We start from the raw sequence: 12751 nt of genomic DNA, 5'->3' as shown, positions 1-12751 counted from the left end.
GACCAGTGGCCGACAATGCGCGGGCGAAGAAGCTGGCGGACCTCATCCGGGAGGTGGTGGCCGAGAAGCTGCTGCGCGGTGTCAAGGACCCCCGCCTCGGTACGCACGTGACCATCACGGACACCCGGGTCACCGGCGACCTGCGGGAGGCCACGGTCTTCTACACGGTCTACGGCGACGACGAGGACCGGGCCAGCGCGGCAGCGGGCCTGGAGAGCGCCAAGGGCGTCCTGCGCTCCGCGGTCGGCCGGGCGGCGGGCACCAAGTTCACGCCCACCCTGACCTTCGTGGCGGACGCCCTCCCGGAGAACGCCAAGACCATCGAGGACCTCCTCGACAAGGCGCGCTCCTCCGACGCCCAGGTACGCGAGGTCTCCTCCGGCGCCCAGTACGCCGGCGACGCCGACCCGTACAAGAAGCCCGGTGAGGACGCCGACGACTCCGACGAGGACGCAGCCGCGGAATGAGCACCAACGCAGGGAAGACTCCGGACGGCCTTGTCATCGTCGACAAGCCGTCCGGCTTCACTTCGCACGACGTGGTCGCCAAGATGCGCGGGATCGCCAAGACCCGCCGCGTCGGCCACGCCGGCACGCTCGACCCGATGGCGACCGGCGTGCTGGTCCTGGGCGTGGAGAAGGCCACCAAGCTCCTCGGCCACCTCGCGCTCACGGAGAAGGAGTACCTGGGCACGATCCGTCTGGGCCAGGACACCCTGACGGACGACGCCGAGGGCGAGATCACCTCCTCCACGGACGCCACCGGGGTCACCCGGGAAGCCGTGGACGCGGGTATCGCCAAGCTGTCCGGCGAGATCATGCAGGTCCCGTCCAAGGTCAGCGCCATCAAGATCAAGGGCGTGCGCTCCTACAAGCGCGCCCGCGACGGCGAGGACTTCGAGATCCCGGCCCGGCCGGTGACCATCTCGTCGTTCCAGGTGTACGACATGCGCGAGGCGGAGGCCGAGGACGGCACGAAGGTCGTCGACCTCGTCGTCTCCGTCGTCTGCTCCAGCGGTACGTACATCCGCGCCCTCGCCCGTGACCTGGGCGCCGACCTCGGCGTCGGCGGGCACCTGACCGCGCTGCGCCGCACGCGGGTGGGCCCGTACAAGCTCGACAAGGCACGGACCCTGGACCAGCTCCAGGAGGAGCTGACCGTCATGCCCATCGGCGAGGCGGCCGCCGCGGCCTTCCCGCGCTGGGACCTGGACGCCCGGCGGGCGTCGCTGCTCGCGAACGGCGTGCGGATCGACATGCCGCAGGAGTACGAGGCCGGCCGCACGGTCGCGGTCTTCGGGCCGCAGGGGCAGCTGCTCGGGCTCGTCGAGAGCAAGAACGGAAAGGCGAAGTCCCTCGCGGTCTTCGTCTGACGATCGGGTGTTGACGTGGAGCGGTGAGCGCACAAGGACTGCCGCTCACCGCTCCACGACCCCCCTCGGGTAGGTCTCTATCCACCCTGACTCCTGTATTCACCCGTCCGAGCAGGCGCTCGGAGTGAATGGAGGGAGCGTAAGGGGGCGCTTTCGCCTCGCGTGCTTTTCGTGCTGATCTTCACCTGCCTACCGTCGTGAGCACGGGGTGGTGCGGGGGAGCGGTGCGGGGAGTGGTGCGGCCATGGCGGAGCTCGTCAAGATCTGCGATCCCGCCGGGCGGACGCGCGGCAGCGGATTCGTCGCCGACGACCGCGGGACGGTGGTCACCAGTCACGAGGCCGTCGACGGGCTGACCCGGGTGGTGCTGCACGCGCCGGGACCCGCAGGGCGGACCTGGCTGGCCGGGGCGGCGGACGTGACCGCCCTGCCGGGGCTCGCGCTGGCGCTGGTGCGGACCGACGGACTCGGGATGCGGCCGCTTCCGGTGGCGCTGCGCGAGGTGATCGACCCCGGGACCTACGTACGGCTGCCCGCGCGGGGATGGCGGCAGGCGCGGGTGCTGGGGGGCGCGGAGGTCAGCTACCCGGCGGCGGACCGGTCCCACGCGGTGCCCGCGGGCGTGGCCGTGGAGCTGGCGATCGGCACCGACGGCCGGGACGCGCTGCTGCTGGGCGGGGAGGCCTGCGGGGGCCCGGTCCTCGATGCCAGGACCGGAGCGGTGCTCGCCGTGGTGGGCACCGCCCTGCGGGCGGAGCACCGCTCCGGCGGCTTCGCGGTGGCCCTGCGGGCGGCGGCCGACGCCGATCCGGACGGCCCGCTGGCCGCACTGCTGGAGCGCAATGCCGCGACCGTGCCCGGCCACGGCGCCGACCTGAACCTCGCCGGGGCGCTGGAACTGACCGCGACCACGCTCGGAGCCTCCTTCCCCCCGGACGAGCCGGAACCCGTGGAGCGCCCGGGCATCGCCGCCGAACTGGCCGCCTTCACCACCGGTGACCGCCCTGTCCTCGGCCTCGTGGGAGACCCGGGCACGGGCCGCACCACGGCCCTCGCCGCCCTGGCCGTACGCCGCGCGCGGGGCGCCTGCCCGGCGCCGACCCTGTGGCTGCGCGGCGCGGACCTGCGTGCCACCGACACCTCCCTGGCCGACGCGGCGACACGGGCCCTGACAGCGGCGGCCCGGATCGTCGATGCCGCCCCGCGCACGGGCTCCGCCGGGGCCGGGAGCATGTCGGGGCCCTTCTCGCAGGGCGACGTCGGCCCGCGCCCTGGCGGAACCCCGCCCGACGCGCGGCGCAGCCAACCGGCGCCGGGCCCTGGCGAGCGATGCAGCCAGTCGGTGTCCGGCCCCGGCGGAACCCCGCCCGACGCGCGGCGCAGCCAACCGGTACCCGGCCCCGGCGGAGTCGCACCGGCCGAGGGGTGCAGCCGGCCGGAGCCGGGCCCCGGCGGAACCACCCCGGCCGAGCGGCGCAGCCAACCGGCTCCGGCGGGAGCCGCAGCGCACCTCGCGCACGTGGTCGCCCGCGCCGGCCGGCGCCTGCTCATCGTGCTCGACGCCCCGGAGGAGATGCCGCCGGAGCTCGCCCACCGGCTCGGCCCCTGGACCACCGCCACCACCGGGTGGCTGCACACGACCGGGACCCGGCTGGTCGTCGCCGCCCGGCCCGAGTACTGGGAAGGGGCCGGCGCCCTCTATCCGCCCGGGGCGCTGCACACCCCGGCCCGCCCCGCCCGGCGGCTGCCGCCCGCCCTCCCGCTCGCGGACCTCGACGACGCCGAGGCCGAGACCGCCCGGGCCCGCCTCGGCATCCCCGCCGACGCCGTCCGGGAGGCCGACGCCCGGCACCCGCTCACCCTGTACCTGCTCGCCGGGATCCGGGCCGCCGAGGTCACCGCCGGCCGCCCCGGCCGTGACGAGGTCTTCGCCGCGCACCTGGACCTGCTGTGCCTGCGCACCGCCGTCCGCATCGCCGCGGCCTGCGCCGACGCCGGGGGCGCCAAGGTGCACGGGCCCGGGGTCAGGCGGCTCGCCGCGCGCGTGGCCGGCCGGGTCCACGAGGCCGCGCGGCGCGCTCTGGGACCCGGGCAGGGGCAGCTGGACCGGGCCTCCTTCGAGGAGCTGTTCCCCTGGCGCACCGGCTGGGCCTCCGCCGTGCTCACCGAGGGACTGCTGGTGCCCGCCGGGCCCGGCTACCGCTTCGCCCACGAGGAGCTGGCCGACTGGATCCAGGCCGGCCACCTGGACGTCCCGACGGCCCTCGGCCTGCTCGTCCACGGCCCCGACGAGCCGGGGCTGCCCGTACCCCGGCACCGGATCGGGCCCGTCCTGGAGGCCCTGCGCAGGCTCGCCCCCGACCGGCTGCGCGGCGAGCTCACCGGGCTGGTCGACCGGCTCAACCGCTTCACCGAGGAACCGGAGCGGGCCGCCCCGGACAGCGCCTGGTGGGCCGCCCGGCTGCTGCGCGAAACCCTGCTCCGGGCCCCCGACGCCCGGCCCCACCTCCCCGTCCTGCACGCCCTCGCCGAGCACGTGGCCCGCGCCGGCCCGGGGGAGTTCGGCGGCTGGTTCTGGAACCGGCTCCGGCTGCCCGAGCCCGACCGCCTCGACCTGCTGCGCCGGCTGCTGCCCGCCGACCCCGCCGAGGCGGTCCCGGGCGACCGCTACCTCGACGCCGCGGCCCGCCGCCTCGCCCGGGACCCGCAGCGCGCGCAGCCGCTGCTCTGCGCCTGGTTCACCGACGGGCGCCGGCTGCGCGGCCGCCCCGGGGCCACCGTCGCCACCGCCGCGCAGGCCCTGCTGCACACCCACCGCAGCCTCGCCGTGGACGACCTCACCGAGGCGCTCGTCACCACCGCGCACCCGCGCGCCGACGAGCTGCTCGCCGTACTCGCCGAGGAGGAGCCCTCCGCCCTGTGCCGGGCCGTCGACCGCTGGGCGCACGACGAACGGCCCGGGCGGCGGGTCGCGGCCGCCGCCTACGGGCTCGCCTCCGCCCCGCACGTGCGCACCCCCGCCGACCGCGAGCTGCTGCGCCACGCCGCCCAGGCGCTGCTCGCCCGCCCCGCCGACGCCACCCTGCACGGCAGCGCCCTCGCGATCCTGCTCCGCGATCCGCAGGTGCGCGGCCGCTACCTGCCCGACGCCCTCGCCTGTTTCCGCGATCCCGAGTCCGGCTCCAGGCTGCCGGCGGCGGCGCTGGTCGCGGCTCTGCCCGTACTGCCCGACCCGGACGAGGTGTTCGCCGCCCTGCGCGCCCGGGCGGACGGGGAGGTGGTGCGGGCCCTGGCCGCGCTGACCACGCCGGGGCTGGCCCGGCGCGCGGCCGAGCTCGTACGGGAGCACCTCGCGCGGAGCCCCGGTGACGCGCCGCACGCCGCCTTCTTCGTGGACCGGCGGCTCGACCAGGGCCCGGCCGCCGCCTCGGTGGTACGGCCGCTGGTCCTGGACCTGCTCTTCGGCGCCCCGTCCGGGGTGCGCGCCGAGCTGGCCGTCGTGCTGGCGGCGCCCGGCGGGGCGGCCTCGCACCCGCTGCGCGGGGAGCTGGCCGACACCCTGCTGCGCGAGGAGGCCGATCCGGGCGTGCTCGACGTGTTCCTCGGCGCCGTCGCGGCCGGGGCCACCGGGCGCCCGCAGGACCGTACCCGCGAGCTGCTGCGGCGTACCGGGCGGCAGTTGCTGCGGGCCCCGGGCGGGGCGGCGGTCTTCGAACGGCGGACGGTGGAGCTGGCCCGGGCCGAACCGGCCTTCGGGGCGCTGGTGGCCCGCTGGCTGGCGACGGCGGAGGCGGAGGCGGCGGCCCTGCTCGGGCCGAGCGCCCGCCGGACGGTGGAGACCCTGAGCAGGGCGGCCGCGGATGTGACGTGACGACAGACACGGAGGCGTTCCCAGTCAGATGCCGATGCGGGGCACCGGCCACCGGCATGGCAGTCTTAGACCTGCAATCGGCAATCAGTTCAAGGACTAAACGGGTTCGGGCGAGGAGCGGTCACAGTGCAGCGCTGGCGTGGCTTGGAGGACATCCCCCAGGACTGGGGACGCAGCGTCGTCACCATCGGCTCCTACGACGGCGTGCACCGGGGACATCAGCTGATCATCGGGCGGGCGGTGGCCACGGCGAGTGAGCTCGGCGTCCCCTCCGTGGTGGTCACCTTCGACCCGCACCCGAGCGAGGTGGTCCGCCCCGGCAGCCACCCGCCGATCCTGGCCCCGTACGACCGGCGCGCCGAGCTGATGGCCGGGCTGGGCGTGGACGCGCTGCTGATCCTGCCCTTCACGGCGGAGTTCTCCCAGCTGTCCCCGGCCGACTTCATCGTGAAGGTCCTCGTCGACAAGCTGCACGCGCGCGCCGTCATCGAGGGCCCGAACTTCCGCTTCGGCCACCGGGCCGCGGGGAACGTCGACTTCCTGCGCGAGCTGGGCTCCACGTACGACTACAAGGTGGACGTCGTGGACCTGGTCGAGCGGGGCGAGGCGGGCGGCGGGGTGCCGTTCTCCTCGACGCTGGCACGCAGGCTGGTCTCGGAGGGCGACATGGACGGCGCGGCCGAGATCCTGGGGCGTCCGCACCGCGTCGAGGGCGTGGTCGTGCGCGGTGCGCAGCGCGGGCGCGAGCTCGGCTACCCGACGGCGAACGTCGAGACGCAGCCGCACACCGCGATCCCGGCGGACGGGGTCTACGCGGGCTGGCTGACGGCGGACGGCGAGCGGATGCCCGCGGCGATCTCGGTGGGGACGAACGTGCAGTTCGACGCGACCGAGCGGACCGTGGAGGCGTACGCGATCGACCGCGTGGGGCTGGACCTGTACGGGATGCACGTCGCCGTCGACTTCCTCGCGTACGTGCGGGGGATGGCGAAGTTCGAGTCGCTGGACGGGCTGCTGGAAGCGATCGCGGACGACGTGAAGCGGGCGCGGGTGCTGACGGACACGTACGACTTGAAGCGCTGACGAACGAAGCGAAAGGGCCCGTACCACCCCCGGGGTGGTACGGGCCCTTTCGCTGTGCGGCCGGTCAGCCGAGGCGCGGGTCGCGCGGGGGCTGCTGGGGCTGGGGCTGCTGCGGGGGCTGGGGCTGCTGCCAGGGCTGGCCGGGCTGCGGGTACGGCTGGCCGTAGGGCTGCGGCTGCTGGGGCTGGGGCGGCTGCTGGTACGGGGGCTGGCCCTGGGGCTGACCGTGCGGCTGCGGCTGCGGCTGCTGAGGGGGCTGCTGCCCGTAGGGCTGCTGAGGAGCCTGGGGCTGCTGCGGTGCACCCCAGTGTCCCTGCGGGGCCTGCTGTTGGGCCCGCAGGAAGTCCTCGGCCACAAGTGCGGAGAGGTTGAAGTACGCCTCGCGCGTCTTGGGCCGCATCATGTCGAGATCGACCTCGGCGCCGGCCGCGAGGTGCTCGTCGAACGGCACCACGACGACACCGCGGCAGCGGGTCTCGAAGTGCTGCACGATGTCCTCGATCTTGATCATCTTGCTGGTCTCGCGGACCCCCGAGATGACGGTGAGGGAGCGCGAGACGAGGTCGGCGTACCCGTGCGCGGAGAGCCAGTCGAGGGTGGTGCTGGCGCTGCTGGCCCCGTCGACGGACGGGGTCGAGATGATGATCAGCTGATCGGCCAGGTCCAGGACGCCGCGCATGGCGGAGTAGAGGAGGCCGGTGCCCGAGTCGGTGAGGATGATCGGGTACTGGCGGCCCAGCGTCTCGATGACGCGGCGGTAGTCCTCGTCGTTGAAGGTCGTGGAGACGGCCGGGTCCACGTCGTTGGCGATGATCTCCAGACCGGAGGGCGCCTGCGAGGTGAACCGGCGGATGTCCATGTACGAGTGCAGGTACGGGATCGCCTGGACCAGGTCCCGGATCGTCGCACCGGTCTCGCGGCGGACCCGGCGGCCGAGGGTACCGGCGTCGGGATTCGCGTCGATGGCCAGGATCTTGTCCTGGCGCTCGGTGGCGAGGGTGGCGCCGAGGGCGGTGGTGGTCGTGGTCTTGCCGACGCCGCCCTTGAGGCTGATGACGGCGATGCGGTAGCAGGACATGACCGGGGTGCGGATCAGCTCCAGCTTGCGCTGGCGCTCTGCTTCGGCCGCCTTGCCGCCGAAGCGGAACCGGCCGCCGACGCCGTTGTTGTTGTTCTTGGGCTTCTGCTTGTTGCGCAGCAGGCGGTCGGACGACAGCTCGACGGCGGCGGTGTAGCCGAGGGGCGCTCCGCCGCCGGTCTGGCCGGCCGAGTAGCGCGGGTCGTGCGGCTGCGGCTGCGGGTGCTGCTGGTGCTGCGGGGCTTGCTGCTGCCCGGGCCCGGCCGACCACTGCCCGGCGGTGCGCGGGTCGTAGTGCTGGGGCTGGGGCTGGGGCTGGGGCTGCGGCGCGGGAGCCGGGGGCGGGAACGGGTAGGCGTCCGGGGTCCCGAACGCGGGCGGCGGCGACGGCAGTTCGCCGACGGGCCCCCCGAACGGGGTCTCCACGACGGCCGGCGGCGCGTCCGCGGGGCTGACCGGCGTCGGCGCCGCTGCGGGCGTCTCGGCGGGCGGCAGTACGGGCGTTCCCTCGGCGGGAGTGTCCTGCGGTCCGGCCCAGGGCGCGGGCGGAACCTCCGCCACCGGGTCGGCCACCGGCTCCGCGACGGGGGCCGACGGCAGGGCCGGGTACGGCGTGATCACATCGACGGGCGGCAGGGCCGGGAACGGCGTCACGGGCGGGATGCCGACGGGAGCCGGCTCCGGAGCGACCTCCTCGGCGGCGGGCGCGGGCGCGTCGGCGTCCGGGGCCGGTGCCGGGAACGGCGTGACCGGAGCCGGGGCTTCGAGCGCGGGCGGAGCTTCCTCGACGGGAGCCGGAGCCGGAGCCGACGCCTCGACCGGAGCCGGAGCCGGGGTCGCGTACGGCAGGGCCGACTCGACCGGAGCCGGAGCCGGAGCCGGAGCCGGAGCCGGAGCCGGAGCAGGCGCCGGAGCCGGAGCAGGCGCCGGAGCCGACGCCTCGACGGGAGCCGGAGCGGGGGTCGCGTACGGCAGGGCCGACTCGACGGGAGCCGGAGCAGGGGCCGGAGGCTCGATCGGTGCCGGTGCCGGTGCCGGTGCGGGTACCTCGGCCGGGGCGGGAGCCGGTGCCGGAGTCGAGTACGGCAGCGCCGGAGCCTGGTACGCCGGGGCCGGCTCGGCAGGGGCCGCGGGAGCGGGCGGGAACGGAACCGGCAGACCCGCGCCGTCGGACGGTGTCCGCGGAGCCGGCGGAGCGATCCGCATCGTCGAGGGTGATTCCAGCTCCGACGGGCGGTGGGGCTCGAAGCCGCTGCCCTCGGGGAGTCCCGGTACCTGCGCGGCCGGGGCCCCGCCCTGCATGTACCAGGCAGGCGGGGTGTAGTCGATGGTGAACTCGCCCGTCACCTCGGGCTCCGCGTCGGACTGATCGTCCGTCGGGACGTCCCACGTCCCGCCGCGCCTCTCGTTCCGATCGCCGCTCACTGGTCCTCCTGGTCTGTCGAACACTGGTCCGGCGCCCACCTCGCCGCGCCCGGACCCACCCTAATCGCGCCCCGACACCACTGTCCGCCCCCCTCAGGGGGCCGGGTCAGTCGATGCGCCGGGCCCCGCCCAGCAGGCCCGTCTCGGCGTCCGTCCCCTGGGTCATCACGAACTGCCGGTCCCGCGCCGTGCACCACAGGGTCACCCCGTCGCCCAGCGTCGGCAGGGAGTCCACCGCCTGCCTCGGGAGCCGCATCAGGCTGCCGATCTGCTCCGCCTCGTCCGGGGACACCCGCTGCACTCCCACCAGGGACGACTGCTGAAGCAGGCGCGGCGCCGTCGGGCTCAGGTACGGCAGCAGGGTCAGCACCGACTGCCACGGCCCGGCCACCACGCGCCCGCGCGGCGGCCGCATCCCGCAGTCGCGGATCACCAGCACCGGGCTGCCCGCCGAGGCGCCCTGCGGCGGGATCCGGCCCACCTCGTGCAGGGTCACGCACTGCTGCCCGCCGCCCGCCGCCTGGGCCAGCCCGGACCACACCTGCCCGCGCCCGGTCTCCACCGCCACGCGCGCACCCGTGGCCGCCGCGCGCAGCGCCAGCACCTGCGCCGTCCACAGGCCGCCGATCAGCGTCACCTCGTACGGCGTCGGCCGGTTGATGCCGAGCACCGCCGACCGGCCCTCGGCGTCCACGCCGATGACGACCCCGTCGTCCCCGACGGGCAGCGCCAGCAGGTCCAGGTCCGCCGCGGGCACCACGTGCCGCTCCCGCCGCGGGCCGACCAGCCCGAATCCGCCCCTCATCGCGCCCCTCCCAGCGGCAGCGAAGCCAGCAGCCCCGGCACCTGTTCACGGTCGAGCCGGACCAGCCCGGCCTTCACGCCCCGCGCCGTCCTCTCCAACTCCCGGCGTGCAGCGACCAGTTCCTCGTCGCTCCGCCCCGTCACCCGTACGTGTCCGCTCAAGGTGACGCCTTGTCGCTCCGCCGGGGCCATCGTCAGGCTGAAGTTCGTCGCGAGGGCGGGCAGCGAGGTGAGGAGCGCCACGAACTGCGGCAGCGCCGCCGCACCGGCGCCGCCCAGCTGCGGCCAGCGGCCTATCCAGTACGTCGTGTGCCGCCGGTCGTCGCAGCGCCAGGTGCGCGAGGTCTCCTCGGTCCGCCGCCCGGTGCTGTTCGACCGCCCGGCCTGGGTGATCGCCATCGGGTTCGCGCAGGAGGAGGTGGCCAGCGCCGCCGTCAGCTCCTGCTCGGTCAGCACGGTGGCCGTGAACCCGGCCCCGGCCAGCCGGCTCGCCAACTGGTCCGCCGCACGCACCAGACAGCGCTGCGCGCCGGCGAGCCCGCCGCCGCGCGCGGTGACGGCCTCCGGGCACAGCTCCGGGTCGAGCTTGAGGGCGATCCACGTCAGCCGGACCGCCGGGGTGCCCGTCCGGGCCTGCAGCGGCGCGTAGTTGCGGGTCGCCATCGACTGCGCGGGCAGGTGCGGGGCTGGCGCCGGCTGGGTGTGCTGCACGAGCTGCGCGGACTCCAGCCGGATGCCGTCCACTTCGAGGATGTCCCGTACGACGGCCAGCGGCAGCGGCCGCGTCGCCCGGTCGGGCCGCAGCGCGGTGGCGTCCGTGTCGATCTGGACGACCGCGGTCAGGAAGGTCCCGTCGCCGACCATCCCGACCGGACGCCGGTCACGGTCGCTGAAGGTGAGGGTGCGCAGTGCCGGATCGGCCTCGACCAGCGGGGCGAGCCCCGGCTCCGTGCCCGCGGGCACCGGGAAGGAGGCGGCCCGGCGCCGGCGTGCACGCAGCGCGAGCGCGCCGCCGATCCACTCCGGCAGGGAGCGCTGGTGACGGCGTACGACCGCGAGCACCACCAGGACGAGCGCCAGGACACCGGTGGGAACCAGCAGCAGCGGTTCGACCACCCATGCCACCAGCAGGGCGGCTGCCGCGACTTGGAGCAGCACGAGCTGTTGCAGTCGGAACGGACCGAAGCGGCCGGGGCTCGACTTCGGATGCGGCGTCACCCCGACACGTGCCGGTGCGGGCGCGCCGGTCTGCTGCTCCGTCGCGGTGGCCATCACTCGCGCACTTCCCCTCTCCGGGGCCAGACCCCATGAGTCCCGGCGCTGCGCGGCACGTGCCGCACGACCCCGGAATCTCCCCAATCCACCCCAACAAGCCCTGACTGACCCGGTGCGGAAGGGGCTGGGCGGCAGCCTCACCCTACCCGGCCCCTTCATACCGTCCGTCAAGAGGCATAGTAGGTGCCCGGTCCGACAATCGAGGCCCGGGGACCGTACTCACCGGCCGGGCCGTGCGGGGAGAAGCAGGCGGTCATGGCATCACGACGTGATGAGCTCAACGCGTACACCTTTGCGAAGCGGCGCACGGTGGCCGCGTTCCTCCAGCCATCCGCCACGGGTACCGAGGAAGGCGCGCCGCGTCCGCTGCGCGCGGTCCTTCCCGGGCTGATCGTCGGCGCGCTCGTGCTCGCCGGATTCGGCGCCTGGGGCATGTTCAAGCCGACGGCCCCCAAGGGCTGGGCGGAACCGGGGACCAGGGTCATCGTCGGCAAGGACTCGACGACCCGGTACGTGGTCCTGACGACGAAGGTGGGCGGCAAGGACCAGACCCGGCTGCACCCGGTGCTGAACCTCGCCTCCGCCCGACTCCTGCTGGATCCCGCCAAGTTCAAGGTGATCCAGGTCGAGGACAAGGTCCTGGACGCGGGCAACCCGCCGCGCGGCCCCATCATCGGCATCCCGTACGCCCCCGACCGGCTCCCCTCCAAGGAGGACGCGGGCAAGGCCAAGCGCTGGGCCGTCTGCCAGCAGCCGGGTGGCAACGGCCGCGGCGTGCAGACCGCCACCTTCGTGCTCGCCGACCGCGAGGCGGTCAAGACGGACGACGCCCGCAGACTCACCGACACCCAGTCGCTGTACGTGCAGAGCACGGCCTCGGGCCAGGAGCGCTACCTGGTCGACGCGGCCGGGACGAAGTACAAGTTCCCGGAGGGCACCCCGGCGGCCGGGACGATGACCAACGCGCTGGTCGGCACCGGCGCCACCCCGCAGCAGGTCAGCCCGGAATGGCTGGGAACCCTCAACTCCGGCGACGACCTGTCCTTCCCGCCGCTGCCCGGCAAGGCCGGTACCGACGCCGGGGTGAAGGGTCTGGGCACCACCGACAACAAGGTCGGGATGGTGCTCAAGGCGCAGACCGGATCCGGTGCGCAGCACTACGTGGTGCTGCCCGGGAAGGTCGCACCGGTCTCCGACTTCGTCGCCTGGCTGCTGATCTCGGCTCCCGCGACCGACGGCCTCAACATGCACGGCAAGCCCCGCGAGATCGACCTCCAGTCGATCAACCCGGACGCCGCCCCGTTCGCGGCCGACGTCAAGTGGCCCCAGAAGAAGACCGAACGGATCAACCAGACGACGCCGCCCGCCGGCACCCAGTCCAGCGGGTCCAACAACCGCGACACCGTCTGCAGCGTCCTGCGCTCGGTCGACGGCCAGGGCAACCAGACCCTGAGCACGTGGGCCGGCACCGGCTTCCCGATCGACATCACCGCCAGCGGCACCAGCGCGTACGTCACCCCCGGCTCGGGCCTGCTGTACACCCAGGTCCAGGGCAAGCAGACCACGGCCGGCGGCTCCCTCTTCCTGGTCACCGACACCGGTCTGCGGTACGCCGTCCAGGCCAACGGCGACAGCGACGCCGAGCAGTCGAAGATCGGCGCCCCCGACCAGTCGAAGGCCGGTACGGACGTCCGCCCCGAGGCCAGCCAGGCGCAGGTCCGGCTCGGCTACGGCAGCGTCAGCCCGGCCATGGTGCCCATCGCCTGGTCGGAGTTCCTCTCCAAGGGGCCGCGCCTGGACACCAACTCCGCCCGCCAGCCCCAGGGTTCGTGAGGAAGCCGCC

At 74.9% G+C, this 12751-nt stretch carries 8 protein-coding genes; 5 read left to right on the top strand and 3 right to left on the bottom strand.

Annotated elements, in window-relative coordinates; translation table 11 throughout:
- Positions 1–5 precede the first annotated feature (5 nt).
- From rbfA to ACFY04_RS27420, 4 genes are all read left to right on the top strand, one after another.
- Complete coding sequence (rbfA, locus tag ACFY04_RS27435; RefSeq protein ID WP_327382979.1) at positions 6–467, top strand: 30S ribosome-binding factor RbfA; 462 nt, start codon at positions 6–8, stop codon at positions 465–467.
- Positions 464–1372 (top strand): tRNA pseudouridine(55) synthase TruB, encoded by a 909-nt coding sequence (gene truB, locus ACFY04_RS27430; protein WP_030011582.1) that lies wholly within the window; start codon positions 464–466, stop codon positions 1370–1372. Before rbfA ends, truB begins: the two co-directional genes overlap by 4 nt.
- 244 nt (positions 1373–1616) lie before the next feature.
- On the top strand, positions 1617–5243 hold the full coding sequence (locus ACFY04_RS27425) for a serine protease (protein ID WP_389120559.1): 3627 nt from the start codon (positions 1617–1619) through the stop codon (positions 5241–5243).
- A gap of 126 nt (positions 5244–5369) precedes the next feature.
- Entirely contained in the window at positions 5370–6326 is a 957-nt protein-coding gene (locus ACFY04_RS27420; protein ID WP_389120557.1) for a bifunctional riboflavin kinase/FAD synthetase, read from the top strand.
- A 64-nt stretch (positions 6327–6390) separates the two neighbouring features.
- On the opposite strand, the gene ACFY04_RS27415 is transcribed toward ACFY04_RS27420, so the two are convergent.
- The 3 genes from ACFY04_RS27415 to eccE all read right to left on the bottom strand — a co-directional run bounded on the left by ACFY04_RS27415 (position 6391) and on the right by eccE (position 10905).
- Positions 6391–8829: an SCO5717 family growth-regulating ATPase gene (locus ACFY04_RS27415; protein ID WP_389120555.1), complete on the bottom strand. Its 2439-nt coding sequence runs from the start codon at positions 8827–8829 to the stop codon at positions 6391–6393.
- A 106-nt stretch (positions 8830–8935) separates the two neighbouring features.
- On the bottom strand, positions 8936–9634 hold the full coding sequence (locus ACFY04_RS27410; protein WP_389120553.1) for a hypothetical protein: 699 nt from the start codon (positions 9632–9634) through the stop codon (positions 8936–8938).
- A complete protein-coding gene (gene eccE, locus ACFY04_RS27405) occupies positions 9631–10905 on the bottom strand; it encodes a type VII secretion protein EccE (RefSeq protein WP_389120551.1) in 1275 nt (424 codons plus the stop codon). Before eccE ends, ACFY04_RS27410 begins: the two co-directional genes overlap by 4 nt.
- A 258-nt stretch (positions 10906–11163) precedes the next feature.
- On the opposite strand from eccE, the gene eccB reads away from it, so the two are divergent.
- A complete protein-coding gene (gene eccB, locus ACFY04_RS27400) occupies positions 11164–12741 on the top strand; it encodes a type VII secretion protein EccB (protein WP_389120548.1) in 1578 nt (525 codons plus the stop codon).
- Positions 12742–12751 lie beyond the last annotated feature (10 nt).

The organism is Streptomyces sp. NPDC001549 (assembly GCF_042894025.1).
In the GTDB taxonomy this organism is placed as follows: domain Bacteria; phylum Actinomycetota; class Actinomycetes; order Streptomycetales; family Streptomycetaceae; genus Streptomyces; species Streptomyces kutzneri.
This window is presented reverse-complemented; position numbering and strand designations above follow the sequence as displayed.